Here is a 20,261-nt window from a genome sequence, read left to right on the forward strand (position 1 = left end):
CACGTTTTCAATGATTCATGGGTGGTCGGCTTTTTGGAGAGCTGACCATGGTTGAGACGACGTCGAGGTGGGAAGACGAGCTTGGACACTGGCTTAAGCCATTTCTGGATCGTTTAGGTCACAAGGCCCGGCGGCGGATGTGTCCGCTGTATGTTTCGGGGCTAATTGGACCGGGCGATCGAAAGAGCGTCCAACCGATGGCGGCGCGGCTGGCGCCGGGCGACTACGACCGGTTGCATCATTTTATCGCTGATGGTGTCTGGGATGCGGCACCATTGGAATCGGAATTGCTGGTTCAGGCCGATCGCCTCGTCGGTGGCAAAGATGCGGTGCTGGTTATCGACGACACGGCGATGCCGAAGAAGGGCGATCGTTCGGTTGGTGTCGCTCCGCAATATGCCCCTTCTCTCGGCAAGACGGCCAATTGCCAAACATTGGTGTCGCTGACGCTTGCGCGGGGTGAAGTGCCGGTCGTGGTGGCATTGCGTCTCTTCGTTCCCGAGAGTTGGACGAGCAATCCGGTGCGTTTGAAGCGTGCGGGCGTTCCAGTCGAGCATCGCGCGGCGCGGACCAAGCCGGAGATCGCGCTGGCTGAGATCGATCGCGTGATCGCCGCCGGTGTTCGCTTCGGCTGTGTGCTGGCGGACGCGGGATACGGATCGAGCGCGCCGTTCCGTCATGCTCTGAGCGAACGTGGCCTCTTGTGGGCAGTTGGTATGTCGCGGCGCCAGAAAGTCTATCCGAGCGATGTCACCATGATCTTTCCGACGGAGAAAGCCCGTAAGCCGCGCAAACACCATATCCCGGATATGTCGCCAGTTTCTGCCGAGACGATGTTGGTCGGCGAAAAGTGGCAGAAGATCAGTTGGCGCCGGGGCACGAAAGGCCCACTGACATGCCTCTTCACTGCACGGCGTGTCCGCATCGCGGACGGCCCAAAGCACCGCGTGTTCGATAAAGGTGTCGAAGCGTATGCCTGGCGATGAAGTGTGGATCCTGGGCGAACGACGATCGAGCGGAGAGCAGAAGTACTACGTCTCGAACCTGCCCGCTGACGTTTCGCTCAAGACGCTGGCAACCGCCGTCAAGGCGCGGTGGATCTGTGAACAGGCGCATCAGCAATTGAAGGAAGAGCTGGGGCTCGACCATTTTGAAGGCAGGTCGTGGGCTGGATTACACCGACACGCCTTGATGACGATGATCGCCTACGCTTTCCTTCAATCCCGCCGCCTCACCGCAGCAGGACGGAAAAAAAGAGTCTCAGGCCCTCCGCCACAGCCGAGCATGCCAGCCATCAGACAAGCCATCCTCGACCTATTCGTGCGGCCTCCACCGTTACGATGCACGCACTGTGAAATGCTGCTCGCAGGCCGCCTTCAGCAAAATCTGCCAAAGTAGTGCTAGTTCCAAGCGCTGTCACGTCGCTGAGGCCGCCCGCTAAGCTTTCGAGCTTAGGATAAAGGCGGTCGTTCGCCTGGTTCAGAGTTTAGGGGAGGGCGCGGAACGTATGTCCCGCGCCCTTTTTGTTGATAATCCCGCCAGTGATGCAATTCATCAACCATGGTCGGTGGTGAGGTTTGGTTCACCATCGCCGTTAAGCCCTTCTGGCAGGTCGTGTGCGAATAATACGCCACGATCGAAGATCAACTTCGACAGGGAGCGCGTCGGTCAGATCGTCCTGGCCATTGGTGATCAGCATGGCAGCGAAGAAATCTCAAAAGAAAATCAGCGGTCGGACAACGACCGCGGCTGCCGCTGCTAATTCGATCTCTGCCACATTGTTCGGCAGTATGATCAATATGGGCGTCATGGCGATAAGCTCAGGTTCAATCCTTCTGTTCCTTATCGCGGCCAAGCGGTTGATTTGAAGATTCGCGGAATCGCAGTTCCAGATCTAACCCGATTCCGAGACATCAAGCTTAATACCTGAGTTTCGTTGCGCGGGTGGTCAAGAACGAAAGCTTCGTGAAATCGGACATTGCCCTTCGTCCGGATCCGCCCTGGCGAAGCCGTCGGTCGATCATATTCCGCTCGGCGGCTTCGTTCTCGTAATGGAGGGTCTCATTTCAACAACGCCCAATTCGACGCTGAAGCCAAGTTACCCCCTCGGGCGCCGCACCAAGGGGCGGACCGCCATCAATCATGGGGCGGTAGTATTCTTTGAGGGGGACGCCGGCGTTCACTCTTGCCGTGTCTGTGATGTCACGAACGACGGAGCGTGCATACAGTTGAGCGGGCTCAATATCGTGCCTCCACTCTTCGATCTTTCTTTCGATAATTTTCGCACGACACGTCGATGCCGGCTGATTTGGCGAAACCGAGATCTCGTTGGCGTTGCCTTCGAAAGCTGACGACCATCCTGGCGCTTCCTCGCCATTTGCGAGTCCACCCAGTCGGGGGGCGGCGTTACGCGTGGCGGAATATCGCCCGCGTACGCCGACCGCGAGCAATCCTCGCATCTCTGGCTCGGGTTGTGATTGGTGCTATTTACTTTCGTCTTGGAATTAGAATGTCTTCGCGAGTAGGGGAGTCCTGAAAGCGGGCGAGCGCTGGTCCCGGAAAAATCTTCCCAACGCCAACTTGCAATCCGCAAAACACGTCATGCATCACGCTGGCTCCTTGCGGACATCACTTGACGACCTGACAGGTGTTGAGGCATAGATTCGCACAGGGAAGATTGTGTCCGCCGCTCTGGAGAAATCCGCGGGCGGTTTTTTAATGCTACGAAGGTTCAGGTGCAGCTCCAAGCTGGTGGGCTGACTCTGCGGAGAGATCACAGTTACTTCTTGCGTGACTTGGTCGCTTCCGATTGCATAAGGCCCTTCATGCTTGGCGCCGCTGCGCTCACTTTGGATTTTTCCTTTTTCGGCTTCTTTGCTTCGCGGTTCCCGCGTTGCTCACGTTTAGCCATGGCTTAGTCCTCCGGCCCGAACAGGCCATAGATCAAGACTAGCACGGCAGGGATAGGGCCGGTGTGGCATTCGGTATCAGTAAACTGAATATGAGCATCCAACTGCGAACCAACTACCCGACGTCCTGATTGGCAGTGCTACGGTATGCGGCTGCAAAGAACGCGCCGACGCCATCATGCGCGGCGTGGGGTCTGCCGCCAAGGGCGATCTGAGCCAGACCAAAACAGAGCTGAAATTCATCGCCAAGTCGGCGGCGCAGGATGCGGCGGTCGCGCTCCGACAAAAGACCGCTCAGATCAAGTCGAGGTTGATGCGCCGATGACTGAAGGTGTCTCGATAAATGTCGATGCCTCGTCGCTGACCCGGGTCAGTAACCTGCTTCACTCCGCCGGCAAGAACGCACCGTTAGCGATGATCAGCGGATATCGTCCGAAGCCGGCTTCGGTCGCGGAGTTTCCGACGTCATGCAGCGGTCACAAATTGACCCGGCTCCATTGGCACGAGCGAGTGCCGTCTTAAAAGCCGATCACCGGTCCTTTGGCGTGAAAAGGCAAGATGCACTCTTCCGAATTGAGATATTTGCCCCAATATCGTCGCCCGCTCTTTGAGGATGCAGTGAACATCTTGGTGAAGAAATCAATCGCGATAATCCTAGTTGCTTTCATATCGTGGAGCGGCAGCCCGGCGGGCGCGCAGGATGCAGGGGCCAAGCCGGACTGGAGAGAACAGTACGCCTACACGTTAGGCATGCAGGCATATGTCTTTGGCTTTCCCTACGTCTATTTGCCAAGTCTTCGGTGGAACTGGGTGACGCAGCCAAAGCCCGCGGATAGCATCACGCCTTACGCACCGTTGAACCACTTTTACAATGTGCGCAATCTTGCCACGCCCGCCTATCACGACGGCGGCTCGCCAAACAACGATACGCTCTATTCCATCGCATGGGTCGATGTGAGCAAAGAGCCTCTCATCCTTTCCCATCCGGACATGGGCGACCGGTATTTTACATTTGAACTTGCCGGGATTGATTCGGACAATTTCGCCTATGTCGGGACACGTACGACCGGTGGCAAAGCTGGAAGTTTCGCGCTTGTGGGACCGAACTGGAAAGGAACGCTGCCCGACGGGATGACAGCTCTTCCTCAGTCACGAAGCAACAGCATCTTGATATTGGGACGCACGCTCGTTGACGGTCCGACGGACTTACCCGCCGTCCACAAGCTTCAGGATCAGTACACGCTCATCCCGTTTAGTCTGTGGGGGAAGAAGGGCGCCGTGCTGTCAGTCCGCCGCGACGTTTGGGAGCCCTTCAACGTGAAAACCGATCCACTGGCTCAATGGAAGACTATGAACCGGGCCATGACTGAAAACCCGCCGCAGGCCCGGCTGGCGAAACTGACCGAATTGTTCGGCAAAGTCGGCATCGGCCCGGGGCAGGATATCGAAAAGTTGGACGCATCGACCAAGCGCGGTCTTGCACGGGCAGCCGTCGATGGGCATGCGCTGTTGAACGAGGTGATACGTTCAGGCGATCTCGGCAAACGGGTCAACGGCTGGAACATTCCACCGTCGCAGATGGGCCGTGCCGGTCTCAGCGACGATTTTTTGCTGCGTGCGTCCTTGCAATGTCTTGGCGGCATCATCTCCAACGACCCGGCGGAAGCAATTTACTTCAACACCACAATTGACGCCAATGGCAAAGCTTTCGAAGGAGGCAGGCGATACACCATGCGCTTCGCGCCAGGCCAGCTTCCTGACGTCAAGGCCTTTTGGTCGATCACAATGTATGATCCGACGTACAACCTGGTCGACAATCCGATCAACCGCTATGCGCTCGGCAATCGCACGCCGGACCTGAAGAAGGACGCGGACGGCGGCCTTACGCTCTACATCCAGAGCGACTCGCCTGGGAAGGATAAGGAACCAATTGGCTGCCAAGCACAAAGACCGGGTCGTTTCTCGTGATCATGCGGACATATATGCCAGGACCTGAAATTGTGGAGCAGAAGTGGGCGCCCCCGGCGGTCACTCCGGCGTTGTAGAGAAAGATTCCGTATGCGTTTTGTTGCGCCTCTTTCAAAGGAAAATGTCATGAAAAGATTTCTTATGAACGCAGCTTTTGTTGCCTTGCTTGTTGGCGTAGCCGGCTTTAGCGCGCCATTGCGGGCCGAAACTGGTCAGGTTTCCGTCGTATTCACGAAAGGGGGCTTCATCGTCGGGGTTGGCGGTGGCGAAGGCGTGCTTATCTTCAAAGGCAAGCGTTATCCTTTCGCCGTTTCGGGCATGAATATCGGATTTACGATCGGAGCCTCGACGACCAAGCTGGTTGGACGAGCTCTCAATCTGAATAGCCTGGCTGCGTTTGAGGGTAACTACAGTGCAATCGGAGCTGGTGGTGCAGTTGTGGCGGGAGCGGCAGGCGTTCAATTGCAAAATGCCAATGGCGTCATCCTACAGCTTAGTGGCCCTAAGGTCGGCGCTGAAGTGTCGGCTGCAGTAGGCGGGGTAACGGTCAGGTTTAAATAGGTATGATGCGGATCAGGTCGCATGGTGCGCTTGATGCTCACACGTGCGACTGGTCTGCTTCGTGTAGATGCAACAACAGGCTTTGCGGAACTTGGAGTTAAAACGTGTGCGATGCTAAATAGTCGCGGGTCGCGAGCAAATCGTTAGGATACTTTACAAGCCACTGTTCGTCTCGGAGAATTTAAGAACAGCAGCATCGGTGCTACTCGGTGGTGGGGAGTCAGTTGTCATGTCGACTTGGAGTGGCGGTCGTACGCTAGGCACAGTCGCCATTCTATTCTCATTCCTTTTGGTTGGTTGTGCTGCCAGACTTGGTTCGGAGGCTCTGACGCCGGTGGCGGCCTCGGTTGGCGGAAAGACTATGCAAATTTACGTGGCAACTACGCGCGAACGCGATTTGTCACAAAACGCGTTCACCGCGAACCTCGCCAATGCACTCAATTTTGCGAGGTTTTCCGTCTCAGTTCCCCCTAACCACAAGTCCGGCAACATTGAAATGCCGACCGCAACTCCAGATCCAGAAAGAGACTTTGCTGTCGTTGATAGGGCCGCACTTAGCGAACCCGAGTTTCGTCAAGCTGTTACTCATCAAAACAATATCCAGCGTAAAAAGCACAAAGTTTTTGTTTTTGTGCACGGGTTCAACAACACCTTTCAAGAGTCACTGTTCCGAATCACGCAATTACAAGCGGACATGAAGATCGACGGAATTCCGATACTGTTCGCGTGGCCATCGCAAGGTCGGGTAGGGGCTTATGAAATAGACAAGCAATCGGCAAACTATTCTCGCGACTATCTGATGGCTCTCCTAACGATGCTTAGCAGTAATTCCGAGGTCAGCGACATTATGGTCGTAGCCCACAGCATGGGTGCCATGTTGACCGTTGAAGCTCTGCGCCAGCTTCGTATTGAAGGCAAAGACCGGGTGATCGCCAGGCTAAGCCGGGTGGTGCTCGCGGCACCCGACATCAATGCAAGAACGTTTCGTACCAACGTACAAGCTATCGGTCCGCTAAAGCCACCTTTGCTTGTTCTGGTTTCCAAGGATGATGGTGCGCTTCGAGCCTCTAGTTTTCTTGATGGTGGTATTGCTCGTGCGGGAGACATCGATGTCGACAATCCCATTGTGCGCGAGGCTGCTCTGAAAGAGAGGGTTCAAGTCGTCGATATTTCGAGGCTCGCAAAACACGATGACCTCGGGCATGATCGGTTTGTAAGTGTTGCCGTGCTTTATTCAAGGTCGCACGAGAAAGCCTTGCGATACCGCAACACTGCTGGCACGTTCATCTTTACCGATGATGACACGTTCATACGGCCAGTCGACATTGGAGATCAGGTGGCTCAATGAACGGCTTGCGGTATTAAAAAGACCGTTCCTAATGGCGAAAGATGATCCCGCTGACCAGCCGCCGATCATCAACTCGCAAGACGCCGTTCGACAAAGAAAAATACGATTCGATCCGGCCCATCTGCGCCTTGGGTGAGCAGAAACAAATCGGACATCGGCGTCTCCCAGCAACGCTATTGAATCAGTCCAAACGCCTCTCGCAAGAAAATTACTAGGTCCTGAACCTAGCTTCAGATTCGTGTATCATCTGCAACTGAGCGATCGGAGAAGGCATCGCCTCAAGCCATCGGGCATACGAGCTTGCGCGTCACCCAGCGATACATGGACGCTGGCCAGGATGCTCAACGGAAGATCGTTGGATATGACTTCAGCGTCTGGCGATCAATCGGGCTGTTTTCGAGCAGGAGCGAACTGAGTTTCCGGAGGATTGATGGAATGATCCGAATCCCGCTTGGCCAACTCGGCTCGGCCGAAAGCACCGTTCGGGCTTGGGCAGTAGAGGATAGCCGGTGGCACAAGCGTGACTGACGAATAAGTCGACTCCCGATCTTCTATGGGTATGAACCCACCAGATCGAGGGATGTCCGTCCATGTGCACGTACCGGGCTTAAGTCCGACATCGGTGTCAGGTCTGCCAAGGCTACATCCGGACTTATGGCGTGCCGCATCATTCGTTAAGATCGGAGACGCTGTTACCGGGGATCGAAAAGTCGGGCAGAAAAAGGCACGGAAGTCATCCCGGTCCTAACCCCGTACAAGAGTATCGGGTGCAGTCCTGATAAACACCCCGACACTCGAACGACGGTAGCTGCTTCAGACGAAGACAGTCGCGATAGCGTGCACGACAGATGCTTATGCATTGCGGCTTGGCGGTCAGTCCGCGTGCTAATGTGCTAGTGGCGTCATCGGCATCGCGCGCATTGAGTCTTCCAATACTTGGGAACAGAGGCGATGCAAAGGACGGTAAACGACCGCTTGCTACACATTGGATCTGCTCCCATTGAGTCGAAAGTGGTACAACGACCGTCAGCGGATTCCCACGACTGCTTGTGACATAGCGACAATGCCTAACTTGGGTCAATCGCCATTTACCACTAACCTCGCCAACATGACCTCGTCATCAGTAATGTAGCGGTTGACGCGTTCGGTGGAGGATTTTGGCCGGCCAGATACACTTGCTCCGCATAGATATCGATTTTTTCTCAATTCACCGATGATGTAGTTGCACTCTGCATTCGTATCCGAGTCCGCGGCGAGGTGAATCCGAAATCTAGAGCGAGTTAGGGACAAGCCGGTGTCCCTCGTGCCGGCTCCCACCCACAGAGCGCGTTCATTGTCTGACGGGCCTTTGGTATTCAGCCAGAAGTCTGCTGCTCCCTAGGTGTCCCGGGCTCGGGTTAGGATGCCAACTGGTTCCGCCGGGCTCTCGTCAAACGTGGCATCACGGCCTCTATCCCATCAAAGTCAAACCGCAACAACCCGATTGAACATGACCGCGAACTCCATCGTCACCGCATTCACACCCGCTACGACAGTGTGCCCACACGTTCATGTCCGCATCTGCATTGCTGCCAGCGTTATCTTCTGGCTCTGATGAGTCCTATGCCTAGTGCATCAGGGAACGGTGGATACGCCGTTACCATTATTGAACGTCCGACATACCTCCGTCTTCGCTCTTCATCGCGAAAAGGATGCAGACAATGGGCGGGGCAGTTTTCAGAACGAGCGTGCGAATGGAGCGTTACCAAGTGACGTTGAGCCGGAACTGGCTTTTAAAGTTGTAGACGGGGTAGTCCCTGACGATGGGGACGCCGACCTCGATGGAGGCGGCGACTTGATCGGAGAACTTCTTTCCGACCCTCACGTCGAACGGCAGGAACAGGCGGCCGGTCTGACCGGCGACAGGATCGCCGAAATTGTAGCGGATGTCCTGGCTCGGGAAGAAGGTGACAAACCAGCGGTCCGGAAGCCCTATATTAAATGCGGGACCGAATTGCAGGTTGTTGATGTTCCGTCTGGTCGGATCGCCGGCCACGCTGACGTCGTAGCGAAAGATCGGCTCGAAATAGCTCGATTTGCTGATCTCAGGCAGCGCCACGCGAAAGCCTCCAATCGGCATTGTCCGCCACTTCCCCGACCCGAGAGGATCCGCTCCCGTCGGCGTGATCAGTCGCATCCCGAAACCGACCGCCCAGCGCGTGTCGAGGTCGTGGATCACCGCCGCCTGGATGTCGGCATCACCGATGCCGTACAGGTAGTCGCCATTGGGATTAGCTGAATTGATCGTGTTCCTGGCGAGCAGCGGTAGGTCGTTGCGTGTCACCACCGTCCATGTCGGCGACAGGTAGAACGCGTGGTCGTAGCGGAGATTGAGCGTGTCGGTCGTGACGTCGCGCGTGCTTCCGGGCGCAGTCCGGATTCCATACTGCAACTGGAACAGGTTAGGGGGTGGGCGGAAGAAATCGAGACCGATGTTGTCGGCTGTCGATGGCGACTGACCATAGGCAATTAACGGATACAGCATCGTGGCGAGCACTCCGAGAGCTAATGCGTAACCTGCCCTTGCCTGGGATGCAGCCATTTCAATACGACACGACCACTGATGTTTACGTCGCGCTTCTAATTTTACGGCGCCCGCTGACCTGATGGATATTTTGGCCAGCGGGATAGAGACTACTGCATGATAGCGCACTGATCTAGTTGAAGCAGTTGGGTCTCCGATCATCCAGAGATCAGTGTCGTACCGCGCGACCGATTGCTCGACTTCCAACCCAAGCATGTGAACCGTCCGCTTCCGCGGGTCGGTATGGCGTAAAATGGCAAGACGTGCCGTCGCCTTCGGTGCCGAATACGCCAAATGTGCGCTAGTTGTGGCGGGTGCCAGTGACGCACCGTGAGCCGTCGCTTCCAAAGCGACGTCGTGCGCAAATTCTGATTGTAGTTTCTGTCTGGGACCGGCGATCTCGCCTGAAACCGAGCGTGGGTGCTTCCTGATCTTTGAGGCAACTGTAGAAGGAAATATGAAGCGGATGAAACAACTTTCATTTCTATGGCTGGTGGGCGTTCTCACCATGGTTTTCATCCCGACGCTGTCCCACGCGCAGGATCCTGACAGGATTGTGAGGGCGATGTCGGATTATCTCGTCAAAGCGAAGACGATGTCGCTGACATACGATGCCGACATCGAGGTGATTACCCCCGATATTCAAAAACTTCAGTTCGCAAGCTCCGGCCATGTGCTCCTGAGCCGGCCGAATAAAGTACGAGCAACGCGCGTCGGCGGTTATGCCAATGTCGAACTGGTATTTGACGGAAACACCCTGACCGTGTTGGGCAAGAACATCAACACGATGGCTCAGGTCCAGGCACCTGGCTCCGTCGATCAACTCGTTCATAGGCTGCGCGACGAGTTTTCGGTCGCCATGCCGGGGGCGGATTTCCTACTGTCGAGTTCATACGACGAGCTCATGATGGGTGTACTCAATGTCAAGCATATTGGGCGCGGTGTGATCGACGGGGTAGAGTGCGAGCATCTTGCGTTCCGCAGCGAGGATGCAGATTGGCAGCTCTGGGTTGAAGTCGGCGACAAGCCTATTCCGCGAAAATATGTAATCACTAGCAAAGGTGTTGCGGCTGCGCCCCAGTACACGCTGCGCATCAAGGACTTCCGCGCGGATGTCGAGACCGGCGCCGACGCCTTTGCGTTCAAGGTGCCGGAGTCGGCGAAGAAAGTCGATATCACGGCGTTGTCCGATCTTGATGAAGTACCGCACGGTATCGTCACGGGAGGTAGAAAATGAAACGTGCTGCATATCGGGTTTTTCAACTTGGCGCGGCGATCGTAGTCGGCGGGGCCGTCCTATTCCTGAACGAGGGTGCCCCTCTTAACAATTCTGTATCGCTCATGAGCAGCGCACACGCGATCATCGGTCGTCCGCTGACGCCGCTTAGTTACGCCGGTGTCGCGCGGCGCACGACCCGTCGGGCCGTCGTGGCGGGTGCTGCGGTCGGCGCCGTGGCCGCCGCGCCAGTGGTGGTCGCTCCCGCCTCTGCGTGCGTTCAAGCCGTGGACGCCTATGGACGCATCTACCTTCGCTGCCGATGAGATGAAGGTTTTGGCACTGGTCGCCCGGTTCACCCTGAACCGGGCCACCAGGCCCGCTAATTCAGCAAGCTCTCTATCCGCGGCGGTGCGTCCAGGGTCGCCCGCCTTACCCGGCAGCAACGGCGAAATCCTCGCCCATTGCGCATCGGTCAACCGCTCCGAGCGGATCGAGTAGAACGCCTGCAACAGCATCGCCCTGAGCAACTTCTCGGGTGGGATCGACGGCCGCCCGAGTGGCGAATACAGCGCCGCGAACTCCCGCTCCAAAGCGACAAGCGCTTCATTCACAATTACCCGGATGGCGCGAAGCGGGTGATCGCGCCGAACCCGCGCCTCCAGATCAACGTAGCTGAACAACTCGCCAGTCAGATTGTCACCACCGCGCACCCATCAGATCCAAATCGCTTCAAAGCCAATGAATCATGCTCACAGCTCGGCCGCGACTGGCCTTTTTCAACAGCCTGCTAGAGCCTTTTCCGACCGGAATGAATCGTTGGGGATTCCCAAAACGGCGCGAGTCAGCTTAAGCTGCGTGCTGGCGAAGGAGGTCAGCATGTATGGCCAAGGCGCTTTCGGTTGATCTTCGTCGAAGGATGATCGCCGCGATTGATGGTGGCTTGTCCTGTCGACAGGCCGCCGAGCATTTCGGTGTCAGCGCGGCCAGCGCGATCCGCTGGCGCGGTCGCCTCAAAGAAGCTGGCAACATCGTTCCTAAACGCCAGGGCGGGGACCGCAGATCGCAGCGCATCGAAACATACTCACAATTGATTTTGGACGCAGTGGCAGTGAAGCCGGATATCACGCTCGCCGAGTTGCGAGACCTGTTGAAGCGTCGTGGGATATCGGCCGGCATTGCTTCGCTCTGGCGTTTCTTCCAGCGCAGAAAGATCACACTTAAAAAAGACAGCGCACGCTGCCGAGCAACGGCGCGGCATTAGATGCGGCGATGAAGCGGCTGCGTAGCGCGGATCAGTCGACAAAAAGGCCTGCCGGAGTTGGAGCCACAGCGGGCCAATTCGGGACGGAAATCTTAGGTTGGGCACCTATTCCGGCCGATCCAATTTTTGGCCCGGAAAGGAGTTCATATCAAGCCTTCTCTATAGTAGACGTTTGAGCCCTCGGTTTTTATACCCCTAGTTGCAAAATTTTTTACGTTCCAACTCGGAGAGCATGCGCATTGTCATACTCCCACAGGACCGAGGACCGGCATTGGCCGAAGCTTTGCGAGCTTTCTCAGGTTCTGAGCGGTGGCAGCGAGGAGGAATTCATCTCGTGCGCCGCAGGGGCCGCGCAATCTCAGGCGGCTGAGCCTGAGGATAAGCTTGAAATGAGCGAACAGCATCTCGACCGTCTTGCGGCGATGCCGCGAACGTTCGTAAGGTGGCGTATTCCCAATGCTCGGGCTACATCGCGGGCATCTTCATCAATATAGCGCGGCACTTTGCGCTGCGGCGTGTTCGAGCAGTGCCGTTCCTTGGATGTGCAGCCTTGGCAATCGGACTTTTTCCCGCGCGGTAGAGTCGCGTCCCGTCCCGTCCTTGGTGATGCCTGAGCGCGGTGTTGCGTAGGCCCGTCTGAACTGTACCAGCAACTTGCCCTGCGGGCAGGTGTAATGGTTGCGATCCGCGTCGAGGACGAAGTCAGATCGCGAGAATGTGCCGTCGGTCCGGTTCGACTTGTCGAACACCGGGATATGCGGCTCGATTTCCCGCTCCTTGACTAGCCAGGCGAGGTTCACTGCCGAGCCATAGGCACTGGTCGGCGGCAAGTGCCGGGGCTTGAAGATATCAATTTCGTTGCGCGGTCCAGTAGCCCGAGCATCGCGCATTCCCTGCGTGGCCGTTCCATGTCCCGCGGCCAGAAACACTGGAGAGTCGGCCGGAGCCGGAGGCGTATTTATCCTGAACGGTTACCGAAGCGCGAACCGCGCCAGATTTCGCGACGTATCCTCTGAACCTTACGAGATTAGGATGCGTCACAACTCCGTTAGAAATATTGACGGTGAAATTGTAGGTAGGATCGCACGCGCCTCGTTGCGTCACGAAGACGAGGCGCTCAACGGCGAGAGCTTCCTGGCTTATGGTCTGCCCCCTGAAAAGTGGTCCTCCCTGACTTAGGCTATTCGCCGTTAGTTGAGCTGCCCCGTTTTGTGGTCCAGATGTCAGGCAATTTCTCGAGCTGTTTGAGTTTGTCGTGCGAACTCGTTCGGCGTCAAGTTGCCGAGCGAGGTGTGGGGCCGATCATTGTTATAGTGGCACCTCCATTCCTCGATCCGTTCGATAGCGTCGGCCATCGACAGGAACCATGAGGCATTCAGGCACTCCGCCCGGACGCGACCGTTGAAGGCCTCGCAAAACGCATTGTCCGTTGGCTTTCCGGGTCTCGAGAAGTCGATCTCGACGCCATTGTGATAGGCCCACTGGTCGAGCATCTTGCCGGCGAACTCGGGGCCATTGTCGCAGCGAAGGGTCTTTGGCTTGCCGCGCTCCCTTGCCAGCCGCTCAAGAACCTCGACGACCTGGAAGGCCCTGAAGTTCGTTCTCGGAACGATCGCAAGTGATTCTCGGGTGTGGCAATCGACAACGGTCAAAAGCCGGAACGGGCGGCCGTTGAACAACGCATCCGACATGAAGTCCATCGCCCAGCAGTGGTTCACGGCGGCGATCTTTGGCCGATCGGAACGATAGCGCCAGGCCCGTTTGCGCTTCGGCGTTTTTATCCTGATCGACAGGCCTTCTTCGCGATACAGCCGGTAAGTGCGTTTGTGGTTCAAGCGATAGCCCCGCCCCGCTGCAAGCGTAACCGGTTCGTGCGCTGGAGCCGGCTCGGCGTGTTCAACAATATCTTTGCCGAGCTGGCACGCAAAGGTGGCAAGCCCTCTCTCCTGATGATCGATGCGACGCATCTGAAGGCGCATCGCACCGCCGCCAGCCTTTTAAAAAAGGACCTGTTCCCCGATGTATCGGGCGCACGAAGGGCGGCTTGAACTCCAAGCCGCACGCCGTCTGCGACGGTCAGGGACGCCCTGTCATCATGCTGCTCAGCGAAGGCCAGATGAGCGATTATAAGGGGGCGGCCTTGATGATCGATGCGCTGCCGCCCGGGAAGCAGTTGCTTGGCGACAAGGGCTACGACGCCAACTGGTTCCGCCAGCCGCTCGCGGCCCGCGGCATCACGGCCTGCATCCCATCGAAGGCCAGCCGCGCAAAGCCGATCGAACATGACCGCATGCTCTATCGCCAACGACACAAGATCGAAAATGCGTTCGGCAGGCTCAAGGACTGGCGCCGCATCCACACCCGCTACGATCGATGCTCACATACCTTCATGTCTGCCATCTGCATCGCTGCAGCCGTCATCTTTTGGCTCTGATCAATGAGTCCTGAGCCTAGATCAATGGGAATTTCGGTGAAGCGCTGAGGCGATGAGTAGGTCAGTAGAAACATTGGCGCGCGGGATGGTATTCACCGCCCAACCCTCGGACCACAGCATCGCCGTGATCCTGCGATATCCATAGCGGCCGTAGCGTGAGACCAGACATATGGTGTCGGTCGTCAACACCTCTTCATCCGGTCGGCTCTGCAGCTTCTTGCGCTGGGTCGAGCGATGCTGGTCCAGAACCTTGCAGGCAATGCGCTCCGAGACGGAGAGACGCCGATGTACGCTACTGCAATCGCACGGGAGAGACCACGAGGCAGCAATAAGTCGGGCAGCACCGTAGGCCCGCCAGCCCTGATGTGCGCATGATGTTTTGACTATGAGGGAGGTGGAATGTATCGCTAAGGCGTCACCGCTTCATGATCGCGGGGCAAACGCTTCAAGGGCTGATGACGATCGGCGTAGACATTTTCTCAATCGACTTTGTTTGTGCCGGTCTGTGATGCATCCCTCAGGCTCTCCAGCTTGCCGACAAGCATATCAATCACGGCATTACGCGTCCGATTTGGTGCGCCCGCGAAGTGCTCGAAGTAATGGACCACGTCGTCGATTGCATGCTGCGCGGCTTCCCTAAGGAACGCATCAGTCGTATCGTCCAGCTCTGTTGCAGCCATGGCCCTATAACTCCTGTCATCACCACGTATAGCAAAAAACGCGACCGCACCGTTCCCTGCGCCATGATTCATCCTGAGGCATCCATCCGACCCGTCAGGCGCTAGGTATTACATACTCAAATGATATCATGGACTACATTCCAGTCCAAGGCTTCTACTATCCGGGATCAGCGCCTATGGCACAGAATTGAGGGTATGATTTAAGAAGTGTTCAGTTCTCGTCGTCGACGAAGGAAGGAACATGAATGCGAAGTTGACTGGCGGCAAGCGCTCCGCCGAACATGTGGTCAAGGACATCCGCGGGGCGACGCGGCGTCACTTTTCATCGGAAGACAATTGAGATCGCATGAGGAAAAAACAGATTGCCTATGAAAACAGATTACCTATGATTGGCATGCAATGCACATCTTCATTCGGAGAAGTTAGCTCGTCTCCCGACAGCCCTATCAGGGTACGCGTCAGATCAATCTGCTGGTTAGGCGTGTGGAGAGCTTCGCCTACATCCAAATTCGTGGATATTTCTGTTTGGTGCGCTATTCGAGGGCGGCCTGCGCGTTCGTCATTCCACCAACCTACCGGATTGTGTGATGCCGTTTCCGGTGCCCTCACGGGTACCTGAGGGGGCGTGTCCCGCTTTCTCGTTTGCCTGCATCGGATTTGATAGCTCCAGAAAAGAATATCCGGGAATAACGATGCGAAGCGAGAATTCATCGCGGAATCGTTGGCAGATTGACCCGGATGAGCTCAGAAAAATCTGATTTCCCGTCGGCGGCCTGCGCGGCCTCATTGATGAGAGAACGTCGCCTCAGTTCTTCGAACGGCAACGTCGTGTCCACTCGGCCAGAGTGGTAAAGATAGCTATCGATCAAGCCGTTGAGCAGGTGGCGGATATCAAACCGCCCCTGTCTACCTGCCGCATTGGCGTAGCGGATAATATTGATGGTGCAGCTATTGGTCAGCAGGTGATAGAATTCAGGCGTATCGGCAAGTTCGTTGATCCGGTTCAAATAGACAAGAAATAGTCGGCGCGCACTCTCCGCAGAGGTATTCAGGCGATAAAGATATACTGGCTCGTGCCGGTGATTGGTACGCACGCCCACCAAGTCACGTTCGCTGCCGACTATGTAGATCAATTCAAATTGCTTGAAGAGGGAGGCGACGGGCGCAAAGCCTTCGCCAACCTCCGGCCGTGTTTCGATGGAGATGCTCACCGGCTCGGCATTGTCGAATATGAAGCTCACGAAGGTGTGCCCGACCGGCCCCTCAGCAAAGTAGGCTACGTAGAAGTCGAGACCGGTCAGATGAGATAGCTGAACATCCCGCTCCAGGTAACGGACCGTGAAGTCGCTCCGGCTGCGATAGTCGAAGTCGCGGACGCCAGTGAAGTGTACATTGTCGCCGTCGATGATGGCTCGTGGCATCACCGCGACTTCCTGTCGCCAGGGACGATCATGCGAAGGGGGAATGGCTATCCACCATGCGACCACGCCGACGAACAGCAGAGCTGCCATCACGGACATGCGTCGCCGATGGGAAAACCAGATGGCCCAAATCGTGAACGCTGCAAAGACTATCGCGAGCGCGATGCGCAGTCCGGGCCATGGGAGGTTTGAATAGTAGATGGCCAGAGTCGCCCATGTCAGGGCCAGAGCGAGACAGAAAGAGCCAAAAGCCTTCATCAGCCAGCGCAAAGATGAAGTCAGAAATCTCAAAAGCACACTCATGGCTTCTTCCACCAGCGTCGTCGAACTATCACGGATGCCGAACGCAAGATTGCATCAGATATCATGATTGAGGGCAAGGCAGAAGACGGACATCGGCCATGCCTTGCTCGCTAAGCGCGGTCTGCCGGATCGCTATTGCTTGACGCTTCAGCTTTTGCTGCCGGCTGCCATTGCGATTTTCGCCTTCGAGCGCTACATCGTCGCGGGCGTTCCGACACTATTTCTAAAGGCGTATAGCTGATGGAAGTTAGCAAGATAGTTCGAGATCGGCCGATACCGTTTCTGTATGGTTTGATGGTCGTTACCCTTGTGGCGTTGCTGCCGCTTCCTCCTTTGCTGCAGGATCAAAATTATCATCAGTTTGCCGACCAGCGCGAATGGTTCGGCATACCTAATTTCTGGAATGTCGCGTCTAATCTTCCTTTTATTGTTGTTGGCGTAATTGGTCTTGCGCAATTTTGGCGTAATGCAACGACCTTTGTGTTATTTGGCGGAATTTTTCTGACCGGATTCGGGTCTTCCTATTATCATCTCAATCCGAATGATCAGACGTTGTTCTGGGATCGATTGCCGATGACACTCTGCTTCGCGGCAATACTTTCTGCAGTGGTCGAGGAGCGTGTCGATGTGAAGGCCGGCGCGGCGTTGCTGCGCCCGCTGCTTGCAGCCGGCATTTTCAGTCTTCTTCTATGGCGCTGGACCGATGATTTGCGACTCTATGCGTGGGCGCAGTTTTTTCCGTTCACTGCATTGGTTTTGATCTTGAGTCTTTTTACACCGAAATATACAGGTGCTCCATATTGGGGTGTCGCCGCAGTGCTTTACGCATTTGCGAAATTGCTGGAGCGTTTTGATCACCAGGTCTATTCGTTTGGTGGGTTTTTGAGCGGGCATACGCTGAAGCACTTTGCCGCAGCGGCCGCTTGCTTCGCGATCCTGAGGCTATTCCAGGTAAGACGACCGCTGCAAACCATTGCTGGTCGCGTTTAGCTCCACTGCGTATCTCTCCGTTACTATCGCCTGGCGTCGATTCTGGTTAATTGCGGTGGACGATTGTTGCAGTGAAATCCTGTGCGCGGCCAATGCCGTAAGGTACAGCATTTTGCCAGCCACATTGACGTGCTCCCCTGAATTCAGGCCAAGGATTAAGTTGGGCCCCGGCTTCAGGTGAAGTGCTTTCCGAGTCTAAGCCAGCGAGCGCTGGAATTTTCCGGGGGTAGGGCTCATGTCGGCGTGGGCGTCGATGAGCCGTTCAACAGCTATATCGGCGCCTAGCAGGCTGTTGAAAAAGGCCAGTCGCGGCCGAGCTGTGAGCATGATTCATTGGCTTTGAAGCGATTTGGATCTGATGGGTGCGCGGTGGTGACAATCTGACTGGCGAGTTGTTCAGCTACGTTGATCTGGAGGCGCGGGTTCGGCGCGATCACCCGCTTCGCGCCATCCGGGTAATTGTGAATGAAGCGCTTGTCGCTTTGGAGCGGGAGTTCGCGGCGCTGTATTCGCCACTCGGGCGGCCGTCGATCCCACCCGAGAAGTTGCTCAGGGCGATGCTGTTGCAGGCGTTCTACTCGATCCGCTCGGAGCGGTTGCCTATGGAGCGGCTGGAATACGACCTTCTGTTCCGCTGGTTCGTGGGCATCGGCGTCGACGATCCAGCCTGGGACCATTCGGTGTTCTCGAAGAACCGCGACCGGCTGCTTGAGGGCGACATCGCGGCCAAGTTCCTGAGTGCGGTGCTGGCCCAGCCCAAGGTGGAGAAGCTGCTGTCGAGCGATCACTTCTCGGTCGACGGCACGCTGATCGAGGCCTGGGCTTCGACGAAGAGCGTCAAACCGAAGGACGGCTCTGGCGAGCCGCCGGCCGGCGGCGTCGGGCGCAATGCCGAAGCCGACTTCCACGGCGAGAAGCGGACTAACGACACGCATGCTTCGACCACCGATCCGGACGCAAGGCTCTACAAGAAGGGCAAGGGCAAGGAGGCGAAGCTATGCTTCATGGGTCATGGGCTGATGGAGAACCGCCATGGCCTGTTGGTCGACGCCTGCCTGACGCTGGCCGGCGGACATGCCGAGCGGGTGGCGGCGTTGCACATGATCGAACCTCGCGCCGACCGGCCCCTGGCCATCACACTTGGCGCTGATAAGGCCTATGACACGGAGGACTTCGTCAACGAGTTGCGCGCGATGAAGGTGACGCCGCACGTGGCGCAGAACACAAGCAGCCGAAGCTCGGCGATCGACGGGCGCACGACGCGGCACCGCGGCTATGCCATCAGCCAGCGTCTCCGCAAGCGCATTGAGGAAGCGTTCGGCTGGATCAAGATGGTTGCCCGCCAGGACAAGACCCGCTTCCGTGGCCGCGACCGCGTCGGATGGGCCTTCACCTTCGCAGCCGCCGCTTACAATCTGGTGCGATTGCCGAAGCTCATGGCGGTGCCAGCATGACCGCGCCGTCTCACGGCCACGCCAAACTGCTCAACGGCTCAATCCAGATCGCATTCGCCTATCACAACGGCGATCAAGCCATCCCCAAAGCCAGACAGAACACTTCTTCAACAGCCTGCTAGACCGGCGCGGCATTTGAGATCGGAGATTTAGGACGGTCTGCACGTTGCAGAGATTCTTTGCCTAACGGGATTCTCCGTAATCGTTTATACTGATGGCGGCTGGCGGAAGGCCTGTAGCCCAATGGTGGGCTCTACTATTTAAATGTTTGTCTAAATGCGCCTGAGAACCAGCAGCCCGATTGGTGCTGGAGAAAAGCGAGGGTGCCATGTCCTTTCAGAATTCATTGCTCAGTCCGAATCTTGGAAAGGCCTCTGGAGAGTCGAGGCGGATAGGTAAACTGAGGTCGGAGCTCGCTGCATTCCAGGAACAGCTTCATCGGCAGATTGCGTCGGAGCTGCATGATTCGACGTGCCAACATCTGGTAGCGGCGAGCCTGAGCCTGATGCAGGTGATGTACGCGCTCAAAGATCCACGGAAGGCTGAGGGACATTGCGAACAAGTCGACCTCTCCATTAATCTCGCTCTAAAGGAGCTGCGTTCTCTCGCATATTTGCTGCAACCCCTTTGCCTGTTCGAGGGAGGACTCAAGGCGACGATCGAGCAATACGCCGAAGGGTTTTCAGCTCGATCGTCGTTGATTGTCGAGGTCTCGATATCGCCCGAAGTAGACAGTCTGTCGTGTGAGCAGCAGCGATCGCTGATGAGGATCGTTCAGGAAGGCCTGACGAACGTTTACCGTCATGCCGACGCGACGAGGGTCGACATAACGATCGGAACGCGAGCACGGAAATTCAAGTTAGAGATTCGCGACGACGGCCGAGGCATGACCGCCAGGGATGGCGTCCATCGTGCGCCCTCACCGGCGCTTGGGACGGGCTGCGCATCATGCAAGCCAGACTGCAGGAGATGGGGGTAAGCTGGAGATATTGTCTGCGCTGACGACGGGACATCGAGGAACCGCTCTGCGCGCGACTTTTCCATACGTTTCTGCGATCGACCGGAACGACCGGTGAACTTAAAGGCTGTCAGGCGACAGCGCCCATCGTCAGTTTGGCTCTTCTCGACAACAGAATGCGGGGCTAGGTCC

Annotated in this window: 17 protein-coding genes and 8 pseudogenes; 15 read left to right on the forward strand and 10 right to left on the reverse strand. The window is 56.7% G+C overall.

Annotated elements, in window-relative coordinates:
- Nucleotides 1–47: 47 nt before the first annotated feature.
- Nucleotides 48–1,355 (forward strand): annotated as a pseudogene (locus tag ACZ5IL_RS04560) (IS701 family transposase).
- 342 nt (nt 1,356–1,697) lie between these two features.
- On the forward strand, nt 1,698–1,868 hold the full coding sequence (locus tag ACZ5IL_RS04565; protein WP_464595426.1) for a hypothetical protein: 171 nt from the start codon (nt 1,698–1,700) through the stop codon (nt 1,866–1,868).
- 911 nt (nt 1,869–2,779) lie between these two features.
- Here the strand turns inward: ACZ5IL_RS04565 and ACZ5IL_RS04570 are convergent.
- On the reverse strand, nt 2,780–2,911 hold the full coding sequence (locus ACZ5IL_RS04570; RefSeq protein WP_464595428.1) for a hypothetical protein: 132 nt from the start codon (nt 2,909–2,911) through the stop codon (nt 2,780–2,782).
- Nucleotides 2,912–3,087: 176 nt separating this feature from the next.
- On the opposite strand from ACZ5IL_RS04570, the gene ACZ5IL_RS04575 reads away from it, so the two are divergent.
- The 4 genes from ACZ5IL_RS04575 to ACZ5IL_RS04590 all read left to right on the forward strand — a co-directional run bounded on the left by ACZ5IL_RS04575 (nt 3,088) and on the right by ACZ5IL_RS04590 (nt 6,786).
- The gene (locus ACZ5IL_RS04575; protein WP_464595430.1) at nt 3,088–3,234 is read left to right on the forward strand and encodes a hypothetical protein; all 147 of its coding nucleotides are present in this window, start codon (nt 3,088–3,090) and stop codon (nt 3,232–3,234) included.
- A gap of 305 nt (nt 3,235–3,539) precedes the next feature.
- Nucleotides 3,540–4,877 (forward strand): DUF1254 domain-containing protein, encoded by a 1,338-nt coding sequence (locus ACZ5IL_RS04580; RefSeq protein WP_464596815.1) that lies wholly within the window; start codon nt 3,540–3,542, stop codon nt 4,875–4,877.
- Between the two features lie 126 nt (nt 4,878–5,003).
- Nucleotides 5,004–5,438, forward strand: a complete 435-nt coding sequence (locus ACZ5IL_RS04585) for a hypothetical protein (protein ID WP_464596817.1) — start codon at nt 5,004–5,006, stop codon at nt 5,436–5,438.
- A gap of 229 nt (nt 5,439–5,667) precedes the next feature.
- Nucleotides 5,668–6,786 (forward strand): alpha/beta hydrolase, encoded by a 1,119-nt coding sequence (locus ACZ5IL_RS04590; protein WP_464595432.1) that lies wholly within the window; start codon nt 5,668–5,670, stop codon nt 6,784–6,786.
- A gap of 37 nt (nt 6,787–6,823) precedes the next feature.
- Here ACZ5IL_RS04590 and ACZ5IL_RS04595 read toward each other — a convergent pair.
- From ACZ5IL_RS04595 to ACZ5IL_RS04605, 3 genes and pseudogenes are all read right to left on the reverse strand, one after another.
- Nucleotides 6,824–6,941, reverse strand: a pseudogene (locus ACZ5IL_RS04595) (IS5/IS1182 family transposase); the annotation flags it as partial.
- 922 nt (nt 6,942–7,863) lie between these two features.
- A complete protein-coding gene (locus tag ACZ5IL_RS04600; RefSeq protein WP_464595434.1) occupies nt 7,864–8,103 on the reverse strand; it encodes a hypothetical protein in 240 nt (79 codons plus the stop codon).
- A 424-nt stretch (nt 8,104–8,527) separates the two neighbouring features.
- Complete coding sequence (locus tag ACZ5IL_RS04605; protein WP_464595436.1) at nt 8,528–9,367, reverse strand: hypothetical protein; 840 nt, start codon at nt 9,365–9,367, stop codon at nt 8,528–8,530.
- A 448-nt stretch (nt 9,368–9,815) separates the two neighbouring features.
- Here ACZ5IL_RS04605 and ACZ5IL_RS04610 point away from each other — a divergent pair, with 448 nt between their 5' ends.
- Nucleotides 9,816–10,586: a DUF2092 domain-containing protein gene (locus tag ACZ5IL_RS04610; protein ID WP_464595437.1), complete on the forward strand. Its 771-nt coding sequence runs from the start codon at nt 9,816–9,818 to the stop codon at nt 10,584–10,586.
- Nucleotides 10,583–10,891, forward strand: a complete 309-nt coding sequence (locus tag ACZ5IL_RS04615) for a hypothetical protein (RefSeq protein WP_464596819.1) — start codon at nt 10,583–10,585, stop codon at nt 10,889–10,891. Before ACZ5IL_RS04610 ends, ACZ5IL_RS04615 begins: the two co-directional genes overlap by 4 nt.
- A gap of 153 nt (nt 10,892–11,044) precedes the next feature.
- Here ACZ5IL_RS04615 and ACZ5IL_RS04620 read toward each other — a convergent pair.
- Nucleotides 11,045–11,278, reverse strand: a pseudogene (locus ACZ5IL_RS04620) (transposase); the annotation flags it as partial.
- 170 nt (nt 11,279–11,448) lie between these two features.
- Here ACZ5IL_RS04620 and ACZ5IL_RS04625 point away from each other — a divergent pair.
- A pseudogene (locus tag ACZ5IL_RS04625) lies at nt 11,449–11,821 on the forward strand (IS630 transposase-related protein); the annotation flags it as partial.
- Nucleotides 11,822–12,071: 250 nt separating this feature from the next.
- Here the strand turns inward: ACZ5IL_RS04625 and ACZ5IL_RS04630 are convergent.
- Nucleotides 12,072–12,671: pseudogene (locus tag ACZ5IL_RS04630) on the reverse strand (transposase); the annotation flags it as partial.
- Between the two features lie 381 nt (nt 12,672–13,052).
- A pseudogene (locus tag ACZ5IL_RS04635) lies at nt 13,053–13,673 on the reverse strand (IS3 family transposase); the annotation flags it as partial.
- On the opposite strand from ACZ5IL_RS04635, the pseudogene ACZ5IL_RS04640 reads away from it, so the two are divergent.
- Nucleotides 13,674–14,263: pseudogene (locus ACZ5IL_RS04640) on the forward strand (IS5 family transposase); the annotation flags it as partial.
- A 90-nt stretch (nt 14,264–14,353) separates the two neighbouring features.
- Here ACZ5IL_RS04640 and ACZ5IL_RS04645 read toward each other — a convergent pair.
- From ACZ5IL_RS04645 to ACZ5IL_RS04655, 3 genes and pseudogenes are all read right to left on the reverse strand, one after another.
- Nucleotides 14,354–14,536, reverse strand: a pseudogene (locus tag ACZ5IL_RS04645) (IS3 family transposase); the annotation flags it as partial.
- Between the two features lie 206 nt (nt 14,537–14,742).
- Nucleotides 14,743–14,943, reverse strand: a complete 201-nt coding sequence (locus tag ACZ5IL_RS04650) for a hypothetical protein (RefSeq protein ID WP_464595438.1) — start codon at nt 14,941–14,943, stop codon at nt 14,743–14,745.
- A 707-nt stretch (nt 14,944–15,650) separates the two neighbouring features.
- Entirely contained in the window at nt 15,651–16,667 is a 1,017-nt protein-coding gene (locus tag ACZ5IL_RS04655) for an Lnb N-terminal periplasmic domain-containing protein (RefSeq protein WP_464595440.1), read from the reverse strand.
- Nucleotides 16,668–16,770: 103 nt separating this feature from the next.
- Between ACZ5IL_RS04655 and ACZ5IL_RS04660 the strand changes: the two genes are divergently transcribed.
- The 5 genes from ACZ5IL_RS04660 to ACZ5IL_RS04680 all read left to right on the forward strand — a co-directional run bounded on the left by ACZ5IL_RS04660 (nt 16,771) and on the right by ACZ5IL_RS04680 (nt 20,090).
- On the forward strand, nt 16,771–16,908 hold the full coding sequence (locus ACZ5IL_RS04660) for a hypothetical protein (RefSeq protein WP_464595442.1): 138 nt from the start codon (nt 16,771–16,773) through the stop codon (nt 16,906–16,908).
- Complete coding sequence (locus ACZ5IL_RS04665) at nt 16,908–17,657, forward strand: ceramidase domain-containing protein (RefSeq protein ID WP_464595443.1); 750 nt, start codon at nt 16,908–16,910, stop codon at nt 17,655–17,657. Before ACZ5IL_RS04660 ends, ACZ5IL_RS04665 begins: the two co-directional genes overlap by 1 nt.
- A gap of 362 nt (nt 17,658–18,019) precedes the next feature.
- Nucleotides 18,020–19,111, forward strand: a complete 1,092-nt coding sequence (locus ACZ5IL_RS04670; protein ID WP_464595444.1) for an IS5 family transposase — start codon at nt 18,020–18,022, stop codon at nt 19,109–19,111.
- Entirely contained in the window at nt 19,108–19,233 is a 126-nt protein-coding gene (locus ACZ5IL_RS04675; protein ID WP_464595446.1) for a hypothetical protein, read from the forward strand. Before ACZ5IL_RS04670 ends, ACZ5IL_RS04675 begins: the two co-directional genes overlap by 4 nt.
- A gap of 206 nt (nt 19,234–19,439) precedes the next feature.
- Nucleotides 19,440–20,090: a sensor histidine kinase gene (locus ACZ5IL_RS04680; protein WP_464595448.1), complete on the forward strand. Its 651-nt coding sequence runs from the start codon at nt 19,440–19,442 to the stop codon at nt 20,088–20,090.
- The last annotated feature ends 171 nt before the right edge of the window (nt 20,091–20,261 follow it).

It is taken from the genome of Nitrobacter sp. CN101 (assembly GCF_055390255.1).

Bases quoted from the DNA above. Each gene is read 5' to 3' on its own strand.
- ACZ5IL_RS04655 (WP_464595440.1), bottom strand. From the start codon at position 16,667: ATGAGTGTGCTTTTGAGATTTCTGACTTCATCTTTGCGCTGGCTGATG.
- ACZ5IL_RS04615 (WP_464596819.1), top strand. From the start codon at position 10,583: ATGAAACGTGCTGCATATCGGGTTTTTCAACTTGGCGCGGCGATCGTA.
- ACZ5IL_RS04680 (WP_464595448.1), top strand. From the start codon at position 19,440: ATGTCCTTTCAGAATTCATTGCTCAGTCCGAATCTTGGAAAGGCCTCT.
- ACZ5IL_RS04610 (WP_464595437.1), top strand. From the start codon at position 9,816: ATGAAACAACTTTCATTTCTATGGCTGGTGGGCGTTCTCACCATGGTT.
- ACZ5IL_RS04565 (WP_464595426.1), top strand. From the start codon at position 1,698: ATGGCAGCGAAGAAATCTCAAAAGAAAATCAGCGGTCGGACAACGACC.
- ACZ5IL_RS04665 (WP_464595443.1), top strand. From the start codon at position 16,908: ATGGAAGTTAGCAAGATAGTTCGAGATCGGCCGATACCGTTTCTGTAT.
- ACZ5IL_RS04675 (WP_464595446.1), top strand. From the start codon at position 19,108: ATGACCGCGCCGTCTCACGGCCACGCCAAACTGCTCAACGGCTCAATC.
- ACZ5IL_RS04605 (WP_464595436.1), bottom strand. From the start codon at position 9,367: ATGGCTGCATCCCAGGCAAGGGCAGGTTACGCATTAGCTCTCGGAGTG.
- ACZ5IL_RS04575 (WP_464595430.1), top strand. From the start codon at position 3,088: ATGCGCGGCGTGGGGTCTGCCGCCAAGGGCGATCTGAGCCAGACCAAA.
- ACZ5IL_RS04570 (WP_464595428.1), bottom strand. From the start codon at position 2,911: ATGGCTAAACGTGAGCAACGCGGGAACCGCGAAGCAAAGAAGCCGAAA.
- ACZ5IL_RS04650 (WP_464595438.1), bottom strand. From the start codon at position 14,943: ATGGCTGCAACAGAGCTGGACGATACGACTGATGCGTTCCTTAGGGAA.
- ACZ5IL_RS04585 (WP_464596817.1), top strand. From the start codon at position 5,004: ATGAAAAGATTTCTTATGAACGCAGCTTTTGTTGCCTTGCTTGTTGGC.
- ACZ5IL_RS04590 (WP_464595432.1), top strand. From the start codon at position 5,668: ATGTCGACTTGGAGTGGCGGTCGTACGCTAGGCACAGTCGCCATTCTA.